Origin of the sequence: Thermococcus sp. Bubb.Bath, assembly GCF_012027595.1 — an archaeon.
Taxonomy (GTDB): domain Archaea; phylum Methanobacteriota_B; class Thermococci; order Thermococcales; family Thermococcaceae; genus Thermococcus.
Genome location: NZ_SNUR01000004.1, coordinates 133179 through 156568, shown reverse-complemented (window position 1 = coordinate 156568; position 23390 = coordinate 133179). Strand labels below are relative to the sequence as shown.

The 23390-nt window shown below is 53.3% G+C and carries 27 protein-coding genes; 10 read left to right on the top strand and 17 right to left on the bottom strand.

The window, feature by feature from the left end:
- The first annotated feature begins 176 nt into the window (after positions 1–176).
- Complete coding sequence (locus E3E29_RS09585) at positions 177–830, top strand: hypothetical protein (protein ID WP_167910746.1); 654 nt, start codon at positions 177–179, stop codon at positions 828–830.
- On the opposite strand, the gene E3E29_RS09580 is transcribed toward E3E29_RS09585, so the two are convergent.
- The gene (locus E3E29_RS09580) at positions 820–1527 is read right to left on the bottom strand and encodes a ThiF family adenylyltransferase (protein WP_167910745.1); all 708 of its coding nucleotides are present in this window, start codon (positions 1525–1527) and stop codon (positions 820–822) included. The two genes, E3E29_RS09585 and E3E29_RS09580, sit on opposite strands and share 11 nt — an antisense overlap.
- A gap of 90 nt (positions 1528–1617) precedes the next feature.
- Here E3E29_RS09580 and E3E29_RS09575 point away from each other — a divergent pair, with 90 nt between their 5' ends.
- The 3 genes from E3E29_RS09575 to E3E29_RS09565 are packed head-to-tail and all read left to right on the top strand — an operon-like array spanning position 1618 to position 2950.
- The gene (locus E3E29_RS09575; RefSeq protein ID WP_206205860.1) at positions 1618–1935 is read left to right on the top strand and encodes a hypothetical protein; all 318 of its coding nucleotides are present in this window, start codon (positions 1618–1620) and stop codon (positions 1933–1935) included.
- A 59-nt stretch (positions 1936–1994) separates the two neighbouring features.
- A complete protein-coding gene (gene deoC / locus E3E29_RS09570; protein WP_167910796.1) occupies positions 1995–2666 on the top strand; it encodes a deoxyribose-phosphate aldolase in 672 nt (223 codons plus the stop codon).
- Positions 2663–2950, top strand: coding sequence for a family 4B encapsulin nanocompartment shell protein (locus E3E29_RS09565; protein WP_167910744.1), 288 nt, complete (start codon positions 2663–2665; stop codon positions 2948–2950). Before deoC ends, E3E29_RS09565 begins: the two co-directional genes overlap by 4 nt.
- On the opposite strand, the gene E3E29_RS09560 is transcribed toward E3E29_RS09565, so the two are convergent.
- On the bottom strand, positions 2947–3546 hold the full coding sequence (locus E3E29_RS09560) for a hypothetical protein (RefSeq protein ID WP_167910743.1): 600 nt from the start codon (positions 3544–3546) through the stop codon (positions 2947–2949). The two genes, E3E29_RS09565 and E3E29_RS09560, sit on opposite strands and share 4 nt — an antisense overlap.
- A 78-nt stretch (positions 3547–3624) precedes the next feature.
- The gene (locus E3E29_RS09555; protein WP_167910795.1) at positions 3625–4962 is read right to left on the bottom strand and encodes an ornithine aminotransferase; all 1338 of its coding nucleotides are present in this window, start codon (positions 4960–4962) and stop codon (positions 3625–3627) included.
- Between the two features lie 169 nt (positions 4963–5131).
- On the opposite strand from E3E29_RS09555, the gene E3E29_RS09550 reads away from it, so the two are divergent.
- On the top strand, positions 5132–8665 hold the full coding sequence (locus E3E29_RS09550; protein ID WP_167910742.1) for an Eco57I restriction-modification methylase domain-containing protein: 3534 nt from the start codon (positions 5132–5134) through the stop codon (positions 8663–8665).
- Between the two features lie 2 nt (positions 8666–8667).
- On the opposite strand, the gene E3E29_RS09545 is transcribed toward E3E29_RS09550, so the two are convergent.
- The 4 genes from E3E29_RS09545 to E3E29_RS09530 all read right to left on the bottom strand — a co-directional run bounded on the left by E3E29_RS09545 (position 8668) and on the right by E3E29_RS09530 (position 12409).
- Positions 8668–9564 (bottom strand): hypothetical protein, encoded by an 897-nt coding sequence (locus E3E29_RS09545; RefSeq protein WP_167910741.1) that lies wholly within the window; start codon positions 9562–9564, stop codon positions 8668–8670.
- A gap of 33 nt (positions 9565–9597) precedes the next feature.
- Positions 9598–10590 (bottom strand): thioredoxin-disulfide reductase, encoded by a 993-nt coding sequence (gene trxB, locus E3E29_RS09540; protein ID WP_167910740.1) that lies wholly within the window; start codon positions 10588–10590, stop codon positions 9598–9600.
- A 76-nt stretch (positions 10591–10666) separates the two neighbouring features.
- Positions 10667–11200 (bottom strand): metal-dependent hydrolase, encoded by a 534-nt coding sequence (locus tag E3E29_RS09535; protein ID WP_167910739.1) that lies wholly within the window; start codon positions 11198–11200, stop codon positions 10667–10669.
- Positions 11201–12409, bottom strand: a complete 1209-nt coding sequence (locus E3E29_RS09530; RefSeq protein WP_167910738.1) for an ATP-binding protein — start codon at positions 12407–12409, stop codon at positions 11201–11203.
- A 61-nt stretch (positions 12410–12470) separates the two neighbouring features.
- Between E3E29_RS09530 and E3E29_RS09525 the strand changes: the two genes are divergently transcribed.
- Positions 12471–12956: a THUMP domain-containing protein gene (locus tag E3E29_RS09525; protein ID WP_167910737.1), complete on the top strand. Its 486-nt coding sequence runs from the start codon at positions 12471–12473 to the stop codon at positions 12954–12956.
- A gap of 23 nt (positions 12957–12979) precedes the next feature.
- Here E3E29_RS09525 and E3E29_RS09520 read toward each other — a convergent pair whose 3' ends face one another.
- Positions 12980–13201: an antitoxin VapB family protein gene (locus E3E29_RS09520; RefSeq protein WP_342764708.1), complete on the bottom strand. Its 222-nt coding sequence runs from the start codon at positions 13199–13201 to the stop codon at positions 12980–12982.
- Between the two features lie 84 nt (positions 13202–13285).
- On the opposite strand from E3E29_RS09520, the gene E3E29_RS09515 reads away from it, so the two are divergent.
- A complete protein-coding gene (locus E3E29_RS09515; protein ID WP_167910736.1) occupies positions 13286–13471 on the top strand; it encodes a DUF433 domain-containing protein in 186 nt (61 codons plus the stop codon).
- An 18-nt stretch (positions 13472–13489) separates the two neighbouring features.
- Here E3E29_RS09515 and E3E29_RS09510 read toward each other — a convergent pair whose 3' ends face one another.
- Positions 13490–14989, bottom strand: a complete 1500-nt coding sequence (locus E3E29_RS09510; RefSeq protein ID WP_167910793.1) for a carboxypeptidase M32 — start codon at positions 14987–14989, stop codon at positions 13490–13492.
- Between the two features lie 132 nt (positions 14990–15121).
- Between E3E29_RS09510 and E3E29_RS09505 the strand changes: the two genes are divergently transcribed.
- Entirely contained in the window at positions 15122–15952 is an 831-nt protein-coding gene (locus E3E29_RS09505) for a carbohydrate kinase family protein (RefSeq protein WP_167910735.1), read from the top strand.
- Here E3E29_RS09505 and E3E29_RS09500 read toward each other — a convergent pair.
- From E3E29_RS09500 to E3E29_RS09480, 5 genes are all read right to left on the bottom strand, one after another.
- Positions 15949–16380: a hypothetical protein gene (locus tag E3E29_RS09500; protein WP_167910734.1), complete on the bottom strand. Its 432-nt coding sequence runs from the start codon at positions 16378–16380 to the stop codon at positions 15949–15951. The genes E3E29_RS09505 and E3E29_RS09500 overlap by 4 nt on opposite strands.
- On the bottom strand, positions 16377–17600 hold the full coding sequence (locus E3E29_RS09495) for a DUF58 domain-containing protein (RefSeq protein ID WP_167910792.1): 1224 nt from the start codon (positions 17598–17600) through the stop codon (positions 16377–16379). The genes E3E29_RS09500 and E3E29_RS09495 overlap by 4 nt, the downstream gene beginning before the upstream one ends.
- Positions 17601–17675: 75 nt before the next feature.
- Positions 17676–18629, bottom strand: a complete 954-nt coding sequence (locus tag E3E29_RS09490; RefSeq protein WP_167910733.1) for a MoxR family ATPase — start codon at positions 18627–18629, stop codon at positions 17676–17678.
- Positions 18619–19053, bottom strand: coding sequence for a hypothetical protein (locus E3E29_RS09485; RefSeq protein WP_167910732.1), 435 nt, complete (start codon positions 19051–19053; stop codon positions 18619–18621). Before E3E29_RS09485 ends, E3E29_RS09490 begins: the two co-directional genes overlap by 11 nt.
- On the bottom strand, positions 19040–19927 hold the full coding sequence (locus tag E3E29_RS09480) for a DUF4129 domain-containing protein (RefSeq protein WP_240922841.1): 888 nt from the start codon (positions 19925–19927) through the stop codon (positions 19040–19042). The genes E3E29_RS09485 and E3E29_RS09480 overlap by 14 nt, the downstream gene beginning before the upstream one ends.
- A gap of 56 nt (positions 19928–19983) precedes the next feature.
- Here E3E29_RS09480 and E3E29_RS09475 point away from each other — a divergent pair, with 56 nt between their 5' ends.
- Positions 19984–20478, top strand: coding sequence for a DUF2118 domain-containing protein (locus E3E29_RS09475; protein ID WP_167910790.1), 495 nt, complete (start codon positions 19984–19986; stop codon positions 20476–20478).
- Here the strand turns inward: E3E29_RS09475 and E3E29_RS09470 are convergent, their stop codons facing one another.
- On the bottom strand, positions 20479–20769 hold the full coding sequence (locus E3E29_RS09470) for a hypothetical protein (protein WP_167910731.1): 291 nt from the start codon (positions 20767–20769) through the stop codon (positions 20479–20481).
- Positions 20770–20901: 132 nt separating this feature from the next.
- Between E3E29_RS09470 and E3E29_RS09465 the strand changes: the two genes are divergently transcribed.
- Entirely contained in the window at positions 20902–21375 is a 474-nt protein-coding gene (locus E3E29_RS09465; RefSeq protein WP_167910730.1) for a peptidylprolyl isomerase, read from the top strand.
- A 13-nt stretch (positions 21376–21388) separates the two neighbouring features.
- Here E3E29_RS09465 and E3E29_RS09460 read toward each other — a convergent pair whose 3' ends face one another.
- Positions 21389–22279 (bottom strand): type II secretion system F family protein, encoded by an 891-nt coding sequence (locus E3E29_RS09460; RefSeq protein WP_206205859.1) that lies wholly within the window; start codon positions 22277–22279, stop codon positions 21389–21391.
- 37 nt (positions 22280–22316) lie between these two features.
- Positions 22317–23390 (bottom strand): type II secretion system F family protein, encoded by a 1074-nt coding sequence (locus E3E29_RS09455; RefSeq protein WP_167910728.1) that lies wholly within the window; start codon positions 23388–23390, stop codon positions 22317–22319.

Sequence of the window (23390 nt, the reverse complement as noted above, 5' to 3'; positions counted from 1 at the left end):
AAACTCCTTCAACTTCTTCTCCACCCATATTGGATGAGACAACGACATCTCGATCTTCATCTCATTCCACCCCATCCACATCTCTCATGACCACCTCCTCGTCCAATTATATTCCCAGCTCCACTTCCACCACTCACTCAACTCACGAGACCACACCCTCCCCGGTGGAGCCGTTTTTGAGTTCCCTCGAGGCAATATCGAATTACACTCTCGCCATGAGAACATATCTTAACGTGTCCGCCGTTGTAGAATCGTCTGGCGTCGTCCGGATGGAGAACGTCTCCCTGGTCTCCAACACCTCGGCGGCCTTTGATATTCCCTCCCGCGAGATGGAGATGAACATCAGTGCGTACACGTTTCCCGCTGGAGGCAGGTCTTTCACGAGGATAGTTCTCGTGGGGGATACCGCCTACGTCCACTCTTTTGGGAACTGGAGCGTTCTTCACAGGGGAGAGGAAGGGTTTTCGCCGATATTCAACACTTTTGAGCACAACCCGATAGATCTTGTTTTGGATGCAATTCAGAGCGGCTCCTGCACTTTTGGAGGCACACCTGAGAACGGTAGCGTTGTGTGCACTGGTGAGGGAGTTCTCTCCCAGGTCGTACTCCTGGCCGTCGGTGCTCCCGATGGTTCCAGCGTTGAAGTTCACTCCGGCGAGATTGAGCTGAACTTCCTGAACGGAAAACCGACCGGGGGTTATCTAGAGGTCTCGTTCAGGATTTCCTCCTCTGGCAGTGTGCGGCTGACCCAGGAAGGCGTTCTTCACCAGGAGTTCACAATAGGAATGATAAACGAGGGGGAGAAGATTGAGCCTCCCTTTACCGGCTGAGGTCTATGACCTCGAAGGAGTTGTGGGCCAGGTCAACGATGAGGAGCTTATTTGCGAGGGGTTCTCCAAATCCTGTTATGAGCTTTATCACCTCCATGGCCTGAATCGAGCCGACAACCCCGGCCACGGCCCCCACTATCGGGAACTTTCCCTTCTTCTCCCTTGCCCCCGCCCGTCCAAACAGTTCTCTTAATCCCATTGTCTTCCTGGGTATGATGGTGGTCACCTGGCCGTACGTTCCCTCCACCGCTCCGTGGACTAAGGGTACTCCTTTCCGCCTCGCGAAGTCGTCTAGGATTAATCTCGCCTTGAAGCTGTCGAGGCAGTCCACTACAACGTCGGCCTCCCCAAGGATTTCGTCCACGTTTTCCTCGTTCAGCTCCGTGAAGATGGCCACTATCTCGACGTTCCCATTGAACCGTTTGAGCTTCCACTCTGCTGATTTTACCTTTGGCAGTTTCCCCACGTCCTCCTCCCAGTGGATTATCTGCCTGTTCAGGTTGCTCATTTCGGGGTAGTCGGAGTCAACAACGATTATCTTTCCAACACCCGTGGCGGTCAGGTAGTACAAAACCGGCGAGCCCAGGCCACCAGCACCTACCACCGCCACCTTTGAGGACTTCAGCTTCTCTTGGGTTGCCTCTCCCCAGAGCATTATCTGCCTGTCGTAACGAACCATCTCCTCCTCGCTCAGCATGTTCCCACCGTGGGATTTTCTCGTGGAAGGTTAAATCCTTGTCTATCGCAAAGGTTTTCAGGCGTGACTCCCAACCCTCTGGGATGAGAAATGAAGTGGATAGATGCAAGAAAAACGTTGCTTGAGGAGGGTTTCATAGAATTTGGTCCCTTCAGGGTTGAACTCACCCTCGACAACACGTTTATGGAGCTTGACTACATTCCCAGAGTGGCGGTTTACTGGGATGTCGACGGAAGGTGGCACGTGCTCAGGAACCCCATTCCGAAGGGAAAGACCCTAAAGGAAGGATGGATAAATGCGGTTAACCTCTTGGAGGCCATCCTTCGGGGTGAAGAGTGGCCGAGATTCGATGATGAAGTCCTTGAACGGGCCTTCGTGAATTCAATCCAGGCATCGTTCCAGCTTTGATGGCCACGATGAGCAAAATTGCTATATACCTCTACTTCAACTCATAATGGGTGGGGGAGTTGGACATCGCGAAGTACATAGACCACACGAACCTTAAGCCCTACGCCTCGGCGGAGGACATAAAGAAGCTCTGCGACGAGGCGATTGAGTATGGATTCTACGCGGTCTGCGTCAACCCGTACAGGGTCAGGCTGGCTAAGGGGTATCTGAGTGAGAAAGGGTCCGACATAAAGGTTGCGAGCGTTATAGGCTTCCCCCTCGGGGCAACTTCCACCGAGGTTAAGGTCTTCGAGGCGAAGAAGGCTTTGGAAGACGGCGCCGACGAGCTGGACATGGTCATTAACCTTGGCGCCCTCAAGGATAAAGACTACGAATACGTGAAGAACGACATAGCCGAGGTTGTGAAGGCTGCCCACGAGAAGGGCGCCAAGGTTAAGGTCATCATCGAGACCTGCTACCTAACCGAGGAAGAGAAGGTGAAGGCCTGCGAGCTGGCGAAGGAGGCCAGCGCGGACTTCGTCAAGACCTCAACCGGCTTTGGGACTGGCGGGGCAACGGTAGAAGACGTCAAACTCATGAGGAAGGTCGTTGGCCCGGAGATGGGCGTCAAAGCGGCAGGGGGGATACACGCCTATGAGCAGGCGCTGGCCATGATTGAGGCGGGGGCCACAAGAATCGGTGCCTCTCGTGGCGTCCAGATTATAGAGAGCGCCCGGGGGGTTGGAAAGTGAGCCTGAAAGAGGAGATCCTCGACATAGTTGAGAATGCCATAGAAGAGCTCAAGAAGGAGGGTCTCCAGCCGGATATACTTCTTGCAGGTGAGGGCTTCGTAGAGCAGGCTGGTGAAGCCCTCGACGTTCTCAACCTATCAACTTATATAGTTAAAGAGCTTGAGTATGATGCCGTTGTCGCTGACTCTAGGTATCTCGGCCAGATAAGGAGGGCATCGAAGAGAGTCTCCATCGAACCGCTTCTCGTCGAGGAGAACATGTGGGAGGAGCTCGATGAACTTTAAGAACCCTCCAATGGGCCCGGCCATTTTTCCCATTTTCTAACTGTAAGTAGTAGTCCCACACCGAGTATCACTGCCGTTGTCACTGAGCTAACGACCGGTGCGAGCATGGAGAGGGCGTCCGAATATCCCACACCTGTGACAATTCTAAGGTATGTGTACATAAAGATCACGTAGACGCTTCCGCCGAGGACTGCCCCAAGAAGGGCCGTTGAGAACTCTTCTCCCCCTCTTCCAATGAAGCCCGCCAATCCTCCAGCGGCCATTGAGGCAATCAATGAGGCTGCCGCCCAGTTTGGGTCTCCCCTCAGAAGGTATTCTCCAGCTCCCAGCCCGATGCCAGCGGTTATGCCGGCGGTCTCCCCGAAGGCGAGGGCAAAGAAGAGCAATCCAGCGTATCCGAGGGTCATTGGGCCTGTTTCTGTTTTGAGCACGGCTACATCCTCCAGGAGCAGGGTCACAGCCAGCGAACCCAAAAGGATTGAGAGAACTATCCCGCCCGGAAGGGTGAATGCCCTCCTCCTTTTCAGCAGGTATACAGCGTATCCCAATGCGGTTACCAGTATAATGAGCTCTGCGTTCCCCGCCGTAGCCCCCATTTTATCCCCACGGGACTTTGTTCACATCCTTAAAATCTTTTCCGGAGAAAGAGAGAAGGAATAAATGAAACGCTGGAATCATTTGAGAGCGGCCTTGAGGGCCCCCTCGAATATCTCCATGGCAACGTCTATCTCTTCCTTCGTGACGACTAACGGCGGGATGAAGCGTATGCTGTTGTCGCCGCAGCCGAGGAGGACGAGACCGCGCTTTGCCGCCTCTTTAACGATTCTGTTTCTGAGCTCCGGGTTCTTCTCCTTGCCTTCCTTTGTCTTGACGATCTCAACGGCCTGAGCAAGTCCTATACCGCGGGCGTCGCCGACGACCTCGTACTTCTCCTTGAACTCCTCAAGGTACTTGTGGAGGTAGTCCCCGACCTCCTGAACGTGCGGGAGGAGGTCCTTGACGATTTCAACGACTTCTATTCCCGCAGCGATGGCAACGGGGTTTCCTCCGAAGGTGGTCGCGTGCCTGCCCGGCTTGTCGAAGCTTATCTCCTTCCTGTGGACTACTCCGGCCAGCGGGAGGCCGCCGCCTATGGCCTTTCCGAACTGAATGAGGTCCGGTGCAACGCCGAAGTTCTCGATGGCCCAGAACCTTCCAGTTCTTCCCATGCCCATCTGAACCTCATCATCGGCGAGGAGGATTCCATACTCGTCGGCGAACTTCTTGAGTTCCTTGAAGAAGCCTCTCGGGGGAACGACGTAGCCCCCTTCGCCCTGTATCGGTTCAAGGAAGATGGCCCCGACCTCGTGGGGCGGAACGTGCTTGAAGACGTACTCCTCTATGAAGTCGAGAACCCTGCTGGTGAGCTCGTCCGGCTCCTCGTAACCGTTTATGTCCCAGGGGTTCCTGTATGGGTTCGGGTAGGGTATGTGGGTAACCCCTGGCATCGTCGGGAAGAAGCCGTCCTGCTGAACCCACTTGCTGGCCGTCAAGGAGAGAACGGCCTGCGTCCTGCCGTGGAAGGCGTGGTAGAATGCCAGGAACTGCTTCCTTCCGGTGCTGTACTTGACGAGCTTCATAGCTGCCTCGTTAGCTTCTGCACCGCTGTTGCCGTAGACGACCTTCTTCTCAAAGTCACCCGGCGCGAGCTCGATGAGCTTCTCGGCGAGGACGACGGCGTTCTCGTAGAAGAAGTCTGTTAGGGAGTAGTGGGTGAACTTCTCAGCCTGCTTCTTTATGGCCTCGACGACCTTCGGGTGGGCGTGTCCGACGTTTATGACGCCGACGCCGCTCGCGAAGTCGTAGAAGACGTTTCCATCGACGTCGTAGACCTTTATGCCCTCTCCGTGGTCGATGACTATCGGGAGGTTCTCCGGGTCCTGGGTTGTCGTCGCGAGGTATTTGAAGTTCCTCTCAATAACCTCCTTGGCCTTGGGTCCGGGGAGTTCCTTAACACTCGGTTTAACGACCATACACATCACCGGGAAAAGCTCGTCCTTTACCTATATAAGCCTGTGTTCATCAATGAACATTTTTGACCGAAGATTTTTCGAGTAGATTTTGTTAACCCCTTTCGATGTTCAGAATGGAGCCGCTGTGCAATCCGATGGCCTTTTAAGAGCCAAGGTTGAGCATTTAAGGGTGGTGACTTTGGTTGGGATAGACAAAAGGGCTATTCATGATTATCTTCACGACTTAAAGGTTCTGACTTCAGTTGATGTAAAATTAACCCCCATGGTTATCTCTGAGGTCTCCGAGAAGCTGCGGACATCAAACGCAAAGAAATATTTGGAGCTGTTACCACATAGTAAGCCGGAGGTTCTTCTCTCGGAGTTCCTGTTCAAACCAATTTTGGACATTGCGGGGGCTGAATGGGGGCCGGAGATTAGGCTGGACGATAGGGGATGGGTGGATTACGTCTTCAAAAAAGGTGCTACCAATCCTGTTGCCGTAGAGCTGAAGGCGATGCACAAGGTGAGCGGAAAAAGGGTTAGAATGGAGGAGATATACAGAAAACTGCGAGAGGAGTTTGAACTGACCAAAGAGAACCAGATAGTTAAATATCTCCGCTCCGGCGTTGTGGATTACGTTGTTCTCACCAATCTTGAGGAGGTCTACTACTTTAACAGGGAGGCGGTCATAGACTTTGAGCCCTTTCACAGGGAGAGCTTTGAGGAGTTCATAGCTGACCTGATAAACATTGAAGACCTCTGGGAAGTGGCGAGGAGAAAGGAAGACAAAGTTCCGAAGCAGAATCTCGATAAGGAGTTCTTTGAGGATTTAAGGGGGTGGCACAGGGCGCTCCTGAAGCTTAAATGGAAGACCGAAAACCCAAGTGAAGCCATAGTTCACCTCATAAACAAGTTCATTTTCATACGAACCCTTGAGGACTACGGGCTGATACCGTTCCGCTTTGTCAGGGACGCCTACGAGGAGGCCGAGAGGAAGTGGTCTCCCAAAGGCCCGATTAAAGTCCTTGAGGTTTTCTTTGATGACGTGGACGAGTGGTTCTACCTCTATTACGACACCGAGCTTTTCCAGAAGTCCGTTTTTGATTACCTTGAGGGGGATGAGGAGAGCATAAAGAGCTTTGATAAGCGGCTCAAACTCATCCTCGGCCTCAAAGGCTGGGGTGGGATGTTCCAGCGCGGACTTCTCTACTACAACTTCAGGCAGATAGACGAGGACATATTCGGAAAAGCCTACGAGACGTTTTTGGCCGAGAGACGGAAGCAGCAGGGTATATACTACACCCCAAAGGAGATAACAAAGTACATGGCGAAGAGGCTCGTTGAAGAGCTCTTTAGTTCTGTAAAGGGTGAATTGCTTGAGGTTCTGGGATCGGCCGATTTTGATGAAAATAGGGCCTGGGAGCTTGCCAAGAGGCTGACGGAGATAGCCGTAATAGACCCGGCCTGCGGTTCCGGCTCGTTCCTCATAAAGGTTCTGCGCGAAATTTACAGGGTCTACGACGAGATCGAAGAGAAAACGCGGTGGGCCACCGATATGAGCAACATCCTGAGCGAGCCGGATGACATAAAGAAGCGGAAGGAAGCCATAAGGAAGATAAGGGATTTCCTCGGCTTTGATAGAAACGAGCACAGGAGAAAGCTCATATCCCTCATAATTCTCCGCCACATCTACGGCGTTGACCTCGACGAGAGGGCAATAGACGTCGCCAAAGTGAACCTGTGGAAGGAGGCCGTGAGGCTCTACCCTGTGGATTTCCGCTACACCAACCTAAAGGAAAGCGGGCACATCCTCCCAGACCTTGAAATGAACCTGGTAAACGGGAACTCAATAGTCTCCCTGCCAGACGATGAAGTCGTCGAGCTGATGAGTGAGTTCAAGGATGAGATAAAGGCCCTTTGGGAGAAGAGAAAGGAATACCTTGGAAACCCGCTCAATCCCGAAGTCCTTGAGGGGATAGAAGACATCAAGACCCGGATACGTGAGAGGCTCGTTGAGGCTATGAAGGAGAGGGGCTGGGACTTCGAGAAGCCTCTCTTCTATCCCCTGGAGTTCTTCTTCCTCTACTTCGATGAGAACGGCAACCCATTGCCAAAGGAGGAGCGGGGCTTCCACGGTGTCATTGGAAACCCTCCGTGGGAGAACATCAAGCCGCAGTCCAAGGAGTTCGCGGCAATGCACCCGGAGATATTCGGAGAGGTCAGCAAGTTCAGCATAGAGGGACCGAAGTTCAAGAGACTCTTTAAGGAGAAGCTCAAAGACCCGAACGTTAAAAGGCTCTGGGAGGAGTATGAGGAGAGCATCAAAAAACTCTCCGAGTTCATACGCTCAAGATACAGGCTCTACGGCAAGGGTGACCTCTCCTACCAGAAGGTCTTCATTGAGAGGGCAATGGAGCTTTCAAAGGGAGCCGTTAACCTTCTTATCCCCTCGAACTTCCACACGGACGAGGGTGCGATGCCCCTCAGGAAGGAGATTTTTGATAAGTACTGCCTCAGGGAGCTGGTCTCCTTTGAGAACCGCGGTAACGGGTGGTTTAAGGACGTTGACAGCCGCTTCAAGTTTGACATCGTCTTCTTCACGAAGGAGAGGTGCGATAAGCCCTTCGGGGCGGCGTTCTACGTAACGAGGAAAGATTATGAGGAATGGGTCGAGACGAACGGCGGAACCTTCGAGGACTTCATTAACGAGACGGCCTTTGAATATCCCTTGGAACTCATCCCGAAGCTCTCCCCAGGTGTCTTAGGCGTCACAGAGTTCAGGAGAAAGGAGGACTTTAGGCTTGTTCAGAAGATACGCGGGGACTGGAAGCTCCTCAGAGAGCACGGCTGGGACATAAAGAGCGAGTTCCATATGACCAACGACAACGACCTCTTCAACACCTCCCGCAAGGGCCTCATCCTCTACGAGGGTAAGATGATACACCAGTACGAGCCGTTTTTCAGCGAGCCACGCTACTGGGTTGAGGAAGAGAAGGGAAGGGAGAGGCTCCTGAGCAAGGAACTGAGCAGGGTGAAGAAGTTCCTGAAGGCCGAGGGAGGGAGACTCGGACTAAAGGGTAGGGAGCTTAGGGAGTTTATAAACGAGAACTACGGGGTGGCCAAAGAGGGCTTTGAGAACGGAAACTTCAAGCTCGATTATGAAGAGCACAGGCTCGCCTACAGGGCGATAGCAAGCTCAACAAATGAGAGAACCCTAATTAGCACGGTTCTGCCGAAGAAAGTTTTCACAGGAAACTCGCTCAATTACTTCAAGCCCTTCCGCTATGCCATCAGGGACGGCAAGATAGTCCAGGAGAGAATTCCATACGAGGACGTGGTCTATCTCATGGCTCTCCTCAACAGCTTCACCCTCGACTACTACATAAGACAGCGCGTTTCGGCCAACCTCAACATGTTCTACATCTACGAACTTCCGATTCCCGAGGTCGAGCCGGGGCTGAAGAAGAGGATAGGGGAGACAGCTTTTAAACTGCTCTACAGAAAAGGCCACTATGACGATATGGCAAGGGAACTCGGAATAAGCTCGAAGGAGATCACCGACGAAGACAAGAGAAGGGAGCTGAGGGCGGAGCTTGAGGCGGCCATAGCGAGGGACGCCTTCGGGCTGAGCAGGGATGAAATGAATTACATCCTCTCAACCTTCGTTTACGGCAACCCCGACAGGGAGCTGATGAAGACGATACTTGAGGCTATGGATGAATGACCTCAGAGGAGCTCTTCAAGGCTTTTTATCCACCTTTTTCTGTAGAGGTAGAGGGTTTTCCTGCCACCCCTGCCGGTCTTCAGAGCGATTTCCATGCCCCAGCTTGCTATTTCAGATAGGGACACGTCTCCAATATACTCGTTGTGGAAAATCCCCGTGGGGAGGCTCCCTATTGTTCTTTCCCTGAACACTCCATCCTTATACACGAGACCAACCGCTATCATTCCCTTTTTACGCAGGAGGGATTTCACCTTTCTAACACCCGTTGCGGGGGAATAGGGCTTTCCTTCGACCACGATGGCCTTAACTCCGTTCTCACTCAGCGCCCTAACGATTTCCCTGTGTTGCTCTAAATCCTTGGTGAGATTCTTGGACGGGGGTTTTGAAGCTTTTATGTCCCCGAGTATTTCGTCCAGATGGTCGTAGATGCAATCCTCAAGCCCTGCCTCTTCGAGGAGGTATCTGATCCTTTCCCTCTTTCCAGAGTTTAATGCCTCCGCTATTCTTTCCTCATCGTATCCCCTGAGATAAAGCTGTTCGATGTAATCAAGAACGACATGAAGTACAGCCGCCTGCAGGCCTTCCGTCCCGTACTTTTCATAAATCTCCCTGATGACGATTAGCCCCGGAGGGTCAAGGGGCGTAAAGAGGTTCTCCGCATATTTCCTAACGTCACGCGGGAAGAACTTTGAGAGGGTCACAAGCTGTCTCTTTACGTCCTCTGGGTTTTCGCCCCGGAGAAGTCCCACTGTGGCTTCAAGGGCAATCATGTTGGTTATCATGATCTTTACCGCGTCATGATGTCTCATGTCATCTATGAGTATATCAACTTCGTGGGCAATCTCACCGTCTATGCCGCATTGTTCTGCCCATTTTCGATGAAGTTTATGGCTCGGCATTTCAACCCCACAAAATTAATAGAGGAGCAGAAATCACTCCCCGTTCTTGCTCTTCCATTCATCGAGAAACTCCTTGGCGGAGTTTGCAGCTATCGCTCCCTGACCGACGGCAACGGCTATCTGCTTGAAGACGTTGGTTATGTCTCCCGCTGCAAAGATTCCTGGAACTTTGGTGCGCATGTACATATCGACCGGGATGTAGCCGTACTCGTCGGTTATGCCGAGGTGCTTGACGAAGTCGGTCTTCGGCTCGTAGCCTATGAAGATGAAGACACCCTCTACGGCCATCTCAGTCTCCTCGCCGGTTACGCGGTTTTTGAGCTTAACGGCCTCGACCTTGCCGTTCCCCTTAATCTCCATCACGACTGTGTTGAGTATCGTCGGAATGCCGCTCTCGGCAAAGCGGTCCTGGAGTATCTTGTCCGCCCTGAACTGGTCGCGCCTATGGACGAGGGTAACGTCAACGCCTATGCTCTTGAGGTAAAGGGCTTCCTGTACGGCGGTGTTTCCTCCGCCGACTACTATGACCCTCTTGCCCTTGAAAAGCGGGCCGTCACAGGTTGCGCAGTAACTGACGCCCCTTCCGGTGAACTCCTCCTCGCCCGGTACGTGGAGCTTCCTCGGTGCCGCGCCGACGGTTATGATTATTGTCCTTCCCCTGTACTCCTTTCCGTTTGCCGTCTTCACCGTGAACTTGCACGGTCCCTCGTAGTAGGCACACTCTGCTGGATCAACTCTCTCAACCTCGTCGAAAACAACGTCAACTCCAAGCTTCTTGACGTGCTCGTGCATCCTGTTGGTAAGTTCAGAGCCGCTTATGCCGTCTGGAAATCCGGGATAGTTCTCTATAAGGTCCGTCAGTGCCATGTTCCCTCCCAGGTCCTTGCTTATGATGAGTGTCTCAAGGCCGTAACGGGCAACGTATATTGCCGCCGTGAACCCTGCGGGTCCGGCTCCTATGATGAGAACATCCCACGTCTTGTTCTCGTAGTCGCTTCCCTTTGAGAAGCCTCCCAGGCTGAACATCTCTCCCACCTCCGCGGTTCCCTAATATGGTCCCCTTAAAAGCATTGTTGCCCAAGAGTGGGTAGAAAATGGGTAGTCAGAGGAGCTTGAGGGAGCCGTCCAGTATCAGGTGGAGCGTGTAGCCGCTGAACGCGGCGAACCCAAGGAACAGGCCCTCCCCCGTGCTCATGTGGAGTCCATACGGGCCCAGGAGGAAGGCCAGAAAGCCGTATATCGTTGCGAAGAGGAGGGAGTGGACCACACCCCTGTGGTGCGGCATCACCGCGGTGAACCCGTACCATCCCACAACGGCCCCTATCGCTCCAACCCCCCACGCGGCGGTTTGGTTCATCCACGGCTGGCTTAGGTGTATCTCCCCTGCGGCCCACAGGTAGACGGCGCTTCCCAGGAGAACCGCCACTATCGGCTTCGTTCCGCGGTGAATGAGTGCGTTTGGGTGGTCCATGTCTGGCAAATCCGCCCCCAGGACGTAGAGGCCATAACCTACAACCATCGCGGTGCTGGTCATCTCAAAGGGAACGCCGGCGTACACCTTGAGCAGGAACGCGGTAAGGACTGCGAGCGGGTAAGTTACTATCCCGCTCAACACGTGGACGTCGTAGTTGGGCATTCACTCCTCCGCTCCCTTGCCTTCCCCCTTCTCTTCAAGGAATTTTCTGACGTAGTGTGGAACCTTGTAGTTTCCTCCCGGGTCTCCAACGAGGAAGCCTATCGTGACGAGCCTGTTCAGGGACTCGTAAACCTGATTGGCGGGCTTCTTGAGCTCCTTGGCGACGGCTATATAGCTGACCGGTCCGCCGTTGAACTTGTTGACTATGACCTCCACGAGGTCACGGTAGTCCTTCGGAACCCTCCTTATGTACTCCTCAAGGCTCTTGGGCTCCTCTAGGATTGTCGTTATCACGAGCTCATCTATCGGGTCGAAGGCCCTCTTGGCGGCCTCGCTGAGGACGTAGTGGAGCAGACGGAGAATCTGCCTTGGGTTACCCTTTGCTAGGTCGTGAATAAGTCTTATCGCCTCGTCGGTGAAGGGGTAAATCGGGTCGTCGGTGTCCCTCGTCCTGACCCGATTGAGCCTCTTCTTCACGAGTTCAAAGGTCTCCTCGACGCTCATCGGCCTAAGCTTGAACTCGTAGTGGAGGCGCATGAAGAACGCCGGGAATATCCTTGAGTACTCCTCGTAGGCCTCTGGGATGCAGGCAAAGGCCACTATACAGCCGGGAGGCATCGTGCTTATCACGTGCCTCAGCATCTCGAAGAACTGTATCTTCTCCTGCTCTCCAGCCCCTTGCATGTTCTCAAGCTCGTCCAGGAGAAGAGCGGAGTAGGGGTACTTCTTCAGTTGCTCCACCAGGAGCTCCGCTATGTCCCTGCTCTTGTACTCCTTCGTGTTGCTGAGCATCTTCTCAAGCCTATCTATGAAGCCGAGCTTCCGTGAGAGGTTTTCGAGGAAGATGTTCGTTCTGTTCCTGGGGGGCTTAAGGGCGTAAAATATATCACGGGTGAGCTTTAGTATGTCGTTGGTGTCGACTTTGACGTAGATTGCCTTTCCGCCCTCCCTCTCGATGGCCCGTGCTATGCTCTTGAGCCGCTGGGTCTTTCCCATTCCGAGGGGGCCAACTATGGCCATGGCCATTGAGCTCCTGTTTCCGATTACCTCGGAGATTATCATCGACAGTCTCATGTCCACTTCCTGATAGACGTGGATGCTTTCAACGTCACTTATTCCCTCGCTTGCGAGCTGCTCGAACGGGTTTTTTGAGAGGCCGTAAATCTCGTAAGTTTGAAGGGGATAAACTTTAAGTTCCTCGTTCTCCATTTAACCCACCCGACTTAGTTTGTCTTTGAGAATATAAAAGTTTGTCCACTGGTGAGCCGAGATGGTGGTTTTGGTGGTCACCTGTCCCCAGGGAAGGGAAGGGGACGTGATACTTGAACTGGAATGGGCCCTTGAGAATGTTAGGGCCCACGGAACGGACTGGAGAGGCGTGTTGATAGCTGAGACGCCCCTTTCGAAAGAGGAAATCCTGAGCAGACTTCGGAGCTTTGAGACTCAAGCCATTCAGAAAGTTATCCCGTTGGAGGAAGCCATTCCCGCGGACTACGATGCCATCAGGGACGCGGTGCTTAAGCTGATGAAGGGACGGGAAGGCACGTTCGCGGTCAGGGCGAGGGTGAGGGGCAACAAGAGGCTTAGCGCGAGAGAGCTTGAGATAAAGCTGGGCTCGGAGATAGTGGAGGCATTTGGTCTTCCAGTAAACCTGAGCGATCCCGACTGGACGGTGGTGGTTGAGGTCTTTGGAAAGAGGGTCTACGTTGGTGTCCTTGGAAGGGAGGAGATGCTGAAGTTTGAAGTGAAGGAATGAGCTGTTACAGCAGTTGAGGGTCTCTAAGTTTTCCTCCATGGCATCTCATTAAGCTCGTTTACACGCTTTTTACCTTCTCTATACTCCTCCTCATTCAAGATTCCAGCTATGTGCCCCAGAGCACCGGCGTTTGCTCTTTTCTCCTTCAAAAGCTCCCTAAAGAGCTCGTCGAATGGCTTATTGCCCTTGATGCGGAGGAGCTCTTTATAAACGGATATTGTGATGGTCTTTACCACTGGTACCACTCATGCATTGAATGCGTGCATCATATTTAAGTAGTGCTCCCTCTCCGAAAGCTTCTTTAAATAAAACTGGGCATATATTCCCTGATGAGTATGGTGGAACGAATCGAAATTGACCCCAGGAAGATGGGAGGAAAACCCGTCATTAAGGGCACGCGAATCCCGGTTTACTTTATACTCGAACTCCTGGCAAACGGATGGAGCTTCGAGGACATCATGGAGAACTACCCTCAGCTAACGAAAGAGGATATACTTGCCGCGAAGACAGAATAAGATAGGAAAGATGTAAAATCACAGATACCTCTCCTTCACCCAGCGGACGAAGTAGTCCGGGTTCAGCTCCTCGCCGATGGCCTTCTTGAGGAGCTCTTTCGGCGGGTAGATGCTTCCCCAGCGGTGTATCCTCTCCCTGAGCCAGTCCTTTATAGGCTCGAACTCCGCTCTGGCGACCTTCTCCTCGAAGTCCGGGATGTCACGCCTGATGTGGTAGTAGTACTGCGCCGATAGGAGGGTTCCCATGCTGTAGGTCGGGAAGTAGCCTATGGTCCCGTGCGCCCAGTGAATATCCTGGAGGATTCCCTCGGCGTAGGTCTTCGGCCTTATTCCAAGGAGCCTCTCCATCTCCTCGTTCCAGAGCTCTGGCAAGTCCTTCGCCTTAACTCCCTCGTTGAGCATCATCCTCTCGAGCTTGAAGCGCAGGAGGATGTGGAAATTGTAAGTAACAACGTCGGCCTCGGTCCTTATGAAGTCGGGCCTGACCATGTTGAAGTAGAGGTAGACGTCTTCGGGTGTATAGCCGGCCATGAACGGGAGGTTCTCCTTGAGCACCGGGTAGATGAGCCTCGCGAACTCCATTGAGCGGCCGATTATGTTCTCCCAGAATCTACTCTGGCTCTCGTGGATTCCGAGGGAGACGCCGCCTGCTATGGGGCTGAACATGAACCTCTCGTCCTGCTGGAGCTCGTAGAGAGAGTGCCCAAACTCGTGGACTGTACTGAGGATCGTCCTCCTGAAGTCGTAGCCCTCATAGCGGGTGGTTATTCTCACATCCCTTATTCCGAACTCCGTTGTGAAGGGGTGAGCCGAAACGTCGAGCCTTGAGCGGACTCCGAGCGGGAAGCCGAACTTTTCGAGAATCCAGCGGTTAACGCGCTCCATCTGCTCTTTCTCATAGCGCTCCTTCTCAAGTGGGTGCTCCCTGGGAACCTTGCCCTCCTCCATGATCTTCTCCACGAGGGGCTTGAGCTCCTTCTCTATCTTTTCAAACATCCTCTCGACGTCCCTCGTGGTGGTCCCTTCCTCAAACATGTCAAGAAGGGCATCGTAAGGCTCCTCTTCATAGCCGAGGTAGTCGGCGGCGCGCTTGGCCAAATCAATGATCCTGTCGAGCCAAGGCTCGAACTTGGAGTAGTCGTTGCTCTTCTTCGCCTCCTCCCAGGCCTTCGTTGCCTGGCTCGTTACCTCGCTCATCTCCCTGAGGAACTCTGGCGGGAATGATCTGCTTATCCTTATGTCCCTGTCAAGGACGCGAACAACGCCGCGCTCGTACTCGTTTAGGTCTTCGATTCCCTTTGCCTTCTCGACGAGTTCAACGAACTCTGGCTTGAGCAGGAACTCCTGGGATAGAACACTGAGCTCACCCTGAGCCACTGAGCGCTCAAGGACTCCCTCCTTCGGCATGTTGACCTCCATGTCCCAGCCGAGGACACTCTGGGCGTGGTTTATAGCCCATATCCTGCGGTACTTTTCAAGAATGGCCTTTATCGTCTCGTTCTGGAAAACTGGCTCCATCTTTATCACCGCCACTTTTTGGGTGATCAAACTTTTAACCTTTTCGATGAGCATCTGAACGATAGGGGGTAACGTGATTACTATCTAGGGAAACGGTATTAAAGGGGACTTCCAAGGGGCTTTGGTGATTCTATGTTAGACCTCGTAGTCATCGGTCACATCTCAATCGACACACTAGTGTTCCCTGATGGAAGACGGGTAACCATGCCGGGAGGGGCCGCCTCAGGAGTGGCAACGGCAGCGGCTCTTGCTGGAGCGAAAGTTGGGCTGGTTACGAAGGTTGGAGAGGACTTTCCTGGGGAGTGGCTCCAGAAGCTCTCGTCAGTGCTGGATGTTCGGGGAATCCAAATCCTGCCAGGGAAGACGATCCACATCCACATGATTTACCACGAGGACGGGAGCGTGGATGCCCCCGTTGAAATGGGGGTTGCCCAGCGAATGGGAGAAACTCCCATCCCAAAGGAGTACATCAACGCGAAGGTCTTTCATATATCTCCGATTCCACCGGAAGAGCAGCTGAAGCTCCTCAACCGTCTGAAGGGGAAAAGGGTGACCCTTGACTTCAATCCAACATACAAGGAGGAGTACCTACAGAATAGGAAGCTTCTGCGAGAGATAGTCTCAAGGACAGAGATAGTCTTTCCAAACGAGAGGGAGGCCATCATGATAACTGGAGCGGGGGACGTTAAAGAGGCCGCGAGGGTTCTTCATGATTGGGGCACTAAGATAGTCGTGATAACTCGCGGTGAGGAGGGTGTCCTCATTTACGACGGTTTATTCTATGGGTTCCCTGCCCTTTCGATAAATCCCGAAGAAATAGTTGATCCAACCGGGGCGGGGGATGCCTTCGCGGGTGGTTTTCTGGCCAGGTACTCCCGGGGGGAACCCCTGGAGGAGTGCGTGAGAACTGGCCTTGAGCGGGCCAGGGAAGTCCTGAAGAAATGGGGGAGCTGGAGCATCTAATCCCCAACTCCCTTTATGAAGAAGTACAGTGCCGCCAGGAGAAGAACGGCCAGAATCGTGGCATCAATACCGCTCACCGTTACTGAGATGGCTCTCAGAATGAGGTATGTCGGGAGGGAGAGGAGGGTTGCCGCGGCGACCACGGCGTAGTCGGTAAGGGTGGCCTTCTCCCTGTCCAGTTTTCCCATTACAGGTATCATAAACGCCAGGGAGAAGACGGTGAGGGAGTAGAGGGGTTCAACATTCGCGTGGATTAGGAACACCGCCAGGAGAATAAGGTAGAGCGTTCCCGAGAGGAACCATATAACTCCTGGTATGGCCAGGGCCCCCATTATCAACCCCCCCTTTCCGAACGGGAGCAACAGAAGGATGAGAAAGAGAAGGGGAACCAGCGAATAGAACCCCCTTTTTGGGGATTTGAACTTCATACGTTCAGCACCTCCGCTATGGCGACTTTGAGGGGCTTTCTAACGTCCCAGTCCACGATTATGCCGTGTCCTCTGAGCCTCTTTAGGTGGGCCTTCCTCTGGAGGCTGAGGAGCTTTAAAGCCAGCTCTTCCTCACGGTCCTCAGGGGTTATCGCTGTGTATGGGTTGGGGCTTATAACGACAACGCGGTAACCGTAGCTCGACATGATCTCCAGGGCTTTTCTGCTCTCCTCGGTCATCAGGGGCGAAACGTAAACCAGCTGGGCCCTAGGGGGGAAGCGGGAGCGGATTAGGTGCTCTATCTGATATGCAATCATGTTGTTCTCGTCGGGCCTCGCGGTGCTGAGGAAGTCTACACACTTGAAGAAGTGCCTCTTCCCGTAGTCCACGCGAACCCAGAGGGGAACCGCCTCGGAGAGCACGAGTCCGAAACTCGTGCCCTCGTTCAGGCTGTTGAGCATTAGGGATGCGGCGGCCCTTATGCTGTAGTCCATAACGCGCTCCCCTTTTTTGGCGGCATCGACTATGAATATGACGTCCACTTTCCTCTCGCTCTCGTACTCGTTCGACATGACCTTCCCTGTCCTGGCCGTTGCCTTCCAGTTGATTATCTTGAGCGGGTCTCCGGGCTGGTACTCCCTTATGGCGTAGAACTCAACGCCCTCACCGACGCGGGGACTCGGGAGATGACCGATGGTTATCTTCGTTCCCTTCGTTGAATATGGAGTTTGAACTTCCTCGATTCTGGGGACTCCGATGAGCTCCGTGTAGTGCTCCACCTCCTTTTCAATCATGAAGAAGGAGAATGGGTCGCGGTAGGTCAGGCGCACCCCGTTGAATACGTGGATTCCCCTCCTCACTCCGACCCGGTACTTTATTACCTTCTCCTCCCCTGGTTTGAAGGATAGAACGGCTTCGGGAGTTCCTCCAACAACCTCCAGGCCCTCTGGAACCTCATCGGATATCTTCAGGCTGGGTATTCTCTCCAGCGCCTTTATCCTCAGGGTTACCTCTACTTCCTGCCCCTCCATGAAGCGATCGTGGCCGATGACCCTGGTTACCTCGACGTTGAGGGTCGGCCTGAAGAACGCCCCCGCTATGAAGAGGGCCAAGAGTATTGGGAGGGTCAGATAGACCGCGTTCCACTGGAGGAGGAGGAACGCTATGAGCAGTATCCCCCATAGGGCTAGTATTACTTCCTGACCCTCCTCCGTGAGCAGGCCACTCTTTCTGGGCCCTTCAAAGCCCCCGCTCTCCCACCGCGGCAGGACCGGAATGCGCTGCACGTTTGACCCTCACTCAAACTTGGGTACCGGAACCTTCTCAAGGAGCTTCCCCATGACAGCGTCCGGGCTGACGTTGGTGTACCAGAGCTCCCTCTTCAGGATGAGCCTATGGCTCAGCCCTGGAACGGCGACCGCCTTCACGTCGTCGGGGATAACGTAGTCCCTGCCCTCCAGTGCCGCGTACGCCCTTGAAAGCTTCAGGAGTGCCAGGCTGCCCCTTGGTGAGGCGCCTATCTCTATCTCCCTCCTGTCGTTCCTCGTGGCCTCGACGATGGCAGTTATGTAGTCCAGTATCGCCTCGCTGACGTACACATCTTCTATAGCCCTCTGCATTTCAACTACTTCCTCCGCCCCCAGGACTGGCCTTATGTCGACGTCCTCCTTCTTCCTCTCCATTCTCCTGCGCAGGATCTCCTTCTCCTCCTCCCTGCTCGGGTATCCAACACGAAGTCTGACCAGGAAACGGTCGAGCTGGGCCTCTGGGAGGGGATATGTCCCCTCCTGTTCAATGGGGTTCTGCGTGGCTACGACTATGAAGGGCTTTGGCAGGACGTAGGTTTTTCCCTCTATCGTTGCCTGCTTCTCCTGCATGGCCTCAAGAAGGGCCGACTGCGTCTTCGGGGGCGAACGGTTTATCTCGTCCGCCAGGAGGATGTTGGTGAACACCGGCCCCTTCCTGAACTCGAATTCGAGGGTTTTCTGGTTGAACACGCTGACGCCGAGTATGTCGCTTGGGAGGAGGTCGGGCGTGAACTGAACGCGGGTGAACTGGACGCCCATTGCCCTTGCGAAGCTCTTCGCCATAAGTGTCTTTGCCAATCCAGGCAGGTCTTCGAGCAGGATGTGTCCGTCCGCCAGCATGGTCGTCAGCATGAGCTTCAGCACCTGGTCCTTTCCCACTATGACCTTTTTAACCTCGTTTAAAACTGCGTTTCCTCTCTCAGCCACTTCTTCAATCTTCATTCATATCATCCTCCATGATTCTCAGTGCTTCCTCAAGGTTCTCCATAAAATTTCCCCCGCGCCTCAGGGCCCTCAGGGCCTCGTTTGGGTTGGAGCGCAGGGATGAGAATGTTTCATTATAATTATCTGAGGCACTGGCGTAGGCCTCAATTATCCTCTCCTCGATGATGGAGCGCGCCGTTTTTCCCTTCTCGGCCCTCTTTATAATCTTTGCCAGTGCCTTGACTTCATTCCTCTTTTCTCCGCGGTTTTCTTCTCTAAAGAGACCAACCGCGGGCAGGCCAAGCTCCATCCCGAAGAGGATTATAGCGAGCGTGACTCCGAACGCCAGAACTGTCAGCCAGTGGAGGAAGTACCTTCCCTCAAGGAACATAATCCCCGCGGTTATGCCTGTCAGGATTAGAACCAGCCTACTGGGCTGCATTCACACCACCCCTCATCTTTGAATACAGCTCCAGGGCCGTCTTAGCGTCTTCCCACGTCACTTTCTCCGGTGCGTACTCGGCCTTCTCAAAGAGCCTTGTCAGGGCCACGAACGTCTCGTGCATCAGCCTGACATGCTCCGCATGCTCCCAGTGTGTCCAGCTCTCTTGGTAAGGTATTCCTAGTGCTTCAAGCCACAGGACGGCGTTTTTATATATCCCCACAACTGCCTCGCGCGGGTCTTTGAAGAGCTCCAGCCCAATCTCGTCCAGCTTCCTGTCGAACTCCCTGGCCGTTTCCATCATTTGCTTTCTCTTTCTCCTTAAAGCGAGAACCCGGTAGTATCTGATGGCGAAAACGGCAAAAAATACAATCGAGAGTACTATAAGGGCCAAGAAAACCACGTCCAGTCCGGCCACTGTGGGATTACCGCTTGTTTTCAGACCGCTGGCGTTGCCGGGATTGATGAGGGGACCTATCGGGGAAGTTGCGTTCGCAGTTAGGTTGGCCGTTGCGTTCGCGGTTGCGTTTGATGTCTGGTTGGAGGCCATCATGTTCGTTTTGGGCTTCATCAACATGGCCAGCGCAAGAAAGCCAACTGCACCTATAATGAGTATCGCATTACCCAAGATGCTTCCAATTCTCATCTCATATTTCAGCTTGTCGAAGGGGTCGGCCCATCCAAGGAACACGAGGATTATCACGACCAGTCCAACGGCGGCCGCCAGTACTATTGCTATCCCCCAGTACGAGAAACCTCTTTCTGGTGGGAGGGGTTTATCGCTTATTCCATACTGCATCATGGCGGCCATCGTTAGCAGGATGACCGTGAATATAATCGAGAGCTTTAACCTATCTCTCATTTTAGGGCCCATCTTACTACGGGAACACTTTTATAAAAGTTTTACTATTATGTAAAGAGGTGATGCTCATGTCTGACATACCGAGGCTCTACGTCGAGGTGCCTGCTGGGGAGTGTGTTGAGAATGGGAGGGCGAGAAGGGACTGTGTTGTGATCTCCGGCAACATCGAGGTCTGGTTGAAGGAGAACGATGAGATACCTGACTTCATTGAGGATGAATCCTCCAAGTATCTAGCCTGCGAAGTCTACGACCGCTTTTACAATCACGTCGACAGCATCACTGGAGAAATGCTCGCCGATGTTGTTCTGGTTCTCCCCGATGGCAGGACTAGGATATACCTCAAGAAAGGCGATAAGCTTCTCCTTCTTCCAGTGGAGGGCTTTACAAAGACGCTGATAGCCGACGTTGGTAACAGGGTGCGGAAGGGTGATGCCTTTGCCGCAATAACAACGAGAAAAGGTGAGGTTCATTACCTCACGCCGCCGGTTAGCGGAACCGTGGTGTTCATAGATGAGGTGACCAACAGCCCCCACTACGTTTACTACCTCCTACCCGAGGAGTGATCACTCCATTCCTTCCATCATGGCGTCTATGCTCGACCGTATGGCTAGCTTTATTCCCTTTTCCTTGTCCATGCCCTTCAGCGTCCGGGTGTTATTGGGGCTCGTTATTATCAGCGACCACCGGTACACGTCGTCCTTCAGCGGGCTACTCTGGAACATCGCTATGAACCTCTTTTTCCCTGCTGACACTTCCACTATCTCAACGTCCGTTTCCCCGAGCTTCGACCGGTAAACTTCCTTAACATCGAGGTTTCCATACTCCCCTCGGAGCATCTCAGAAAAATATCCCATGTTATCACCACATCAAGTTGAACTTCATAGTATATTAACTTTTCCGCTCTTCCCACGTATGTTTCATGATGGCCAAAACTTTATAAGGCGACCGGGCAACTCCCAACCGAGAAAGTTTTGGAGTTGAAGGAAATGAAGATTGAAACTGGAGATTTTGTTCTGTTCAACTACACCGGCAGGTACGAGAACGGTGAGGTTTTCGACACCAGCTACGAGGATGTCGCCAAGGAGAACGACATCTTCGTTGAGGAGAGGGAGTACGGTCCCCTCGGAATCACCGTCGGAAACGGCGAAATCATTCCGGGCCTTGAGGAGGCCATGCTTGGGATGGAGGCCGGTGAGAAGAAGACCGTCGTCGTGCCTCCAGAGAAGGGCTACGGCATGCCGAGGGAAGACCTCGTTGTCCCAGTTCCCATGGAGCAGTTCTCCTCCGCTGGTCTTGAGCCGGTTGAGGGGATGTACGTCATGACCGACTCAGGCCTTGCCAAAATAGCCTCGATCAAGGGCGAGAACGTTATGCTCGACTTTAACCACCCGCTCGCTGGGAAGACGGTTGTCTTTGACATCGAAATAGTTGAAGTTAAGAAAAAGGCCGAGGAGGCCTGATCTCCCTCTTTTCTCAGAACCCAATCTGGACGAACATCATTCCTTTGAACACGGCGGCACCCATTACAGCCAGCATTATTCCGTATTTCATGCCCGCTGAGAACTTGCCCTCCCTGATGACCCCTATTCCGAGGCCGGATATGATGGCCTGAATAACGACGAACGCCAGCAGGATGTTGAGTATCGTGGGTATCTGGGCGGCTCCAGCGCCGGTTATCATCTGCCCCATAAGCTTTCCGACTATTCCAATAATGGCGGGACCTATGAACCCGCTGGTGATTATGAAGAACATCATCTGCATTCCAGTGGAGGCCTTCCTCTCCTGTCTTATCCTCAGTATCTCCCTGACGTCGTTTGCCACGTAAACCAAGACGTCACTCATAGGGGCACCCCTCTCAAGGGCCTCGATGATAATCATGAGGGAGCGGTAGAGGACCGGGGACTTCTTGTTCCTAAGGGCCAGCACCTTGAGAGCCTCGATGGTTGAGCGGCCTTTCTTGATCTCGTTCACGGCCCTCTTGAACTCGTCTGTTAGCGCCCCGAACTTCGCAGTTGTCAGATCTTCCATTGCCTCGGAAAATGAAATTCCGGCTCTGAGGGAACTGGCCAAGTAGAAGAAAGCATCCGGCAGGTTCTTCTCCATGTCCTCAAGCCTCTTAGATATCCTCCAGTAGGGATAGGCGAAGGCCATGGCCGGGAACACGGTTATTGCGGTGAACAGTGCGTACTTCAATGGCAGGAGTAGCAGGACGGCGGCGCCGAGGATTACGGACATCAGTATAGATATCATAAGGTATTCGACAGCCAGGAACTCTATCCCCGCTGAGTATATGAATAGTTCATACCGTTTAAGCCATTTCGGGGGGAGTATCCTCTCAAGGACTTTTGTCATAAGGAAAGTCATGCTTCCACCTCTGGATTTCGGCAACGTTTATCACCCCTTACCTCGGCTCACCGCGCTTGATCATCATGACTATTATCAGAGAGAGAAACGGGAACGCGAACAGTAGGATTACCGCCAGTGCACTTGGTGCTATTGCGGCTCCTCCGCCCCCGCTGGCGCTGAATGCAGAACCTGCCAGTACTGCCACGATGAAGAGGGTTGGCATCACTATCGTCATGAACATGTAGACGAAGGCTATACCGTTCACCTTCTGGACGTACTCCACGAGCTTCATCCTGTATTCAAACGCGAAATCCTCTGCCATCTTGTATAGGATGTCCGCCAGGTTTCCTCCGAACTTCACCGCCCTGAGTATCTGTTTGACGACCCTGTTGATGCTCTCCGAGCCCATCTTCTCTCCGAACTTCTCAAGGGCATCCTCGAACGATGTTCCTGCTCTCATGTCTCTCACTATGAAATCAAACTCCTCCGATGCAACGCCATAATCGGCCTTTGACACGGAAACGAGGGCCTCGGATATGCCAACTCCAGCACTTAGGAGGGACGCTATATGTCGGAGGATATACGGGAGGGCCTTCTCGACCTCTGCCACCCTCCTCTTCCACACGATCTTGGGGTAGTTCCTCATATAGAGGAATCCACCTATGAGTCCAAGCAGACTGATCATCGTGGTTGTGAACAGGTCCATCTCCATCAAAAGACCGAATGCAAACGTGAAGACGCCTACCATTAGGGAAGTCACTATCATAAGGGCCACGTACTTCTCCTTCCCCATCCTGATGCTGGCGCGGTAGAGGTCGTAGTCGAGCCCTTTTATAGAGTGGGTCAATGACTGAACCGGCCCTTTGAAGTGGGACAAAAACGCCTCCGCCAGTCTATCCCCGAAGGAGCTCGCTATTTCTTTCCTGCGCCACTCCAGGAGTTCTTCCATTTCCCTCTCGCGTTCGATCTCCCTGCTTTCTACTGTCTCCTTCTGAACCTCCTTTAGAGCCTTAAGTCTTTCCTGGATGCTCTTTCCCTGGGGTATTCTGCGCATTGGCTTTTCAGTTACCTCTATTGTCTTCCCTCCAAGGTTCTCTAGGAAATTGAGGAATGCTTCCATGACCCCCAC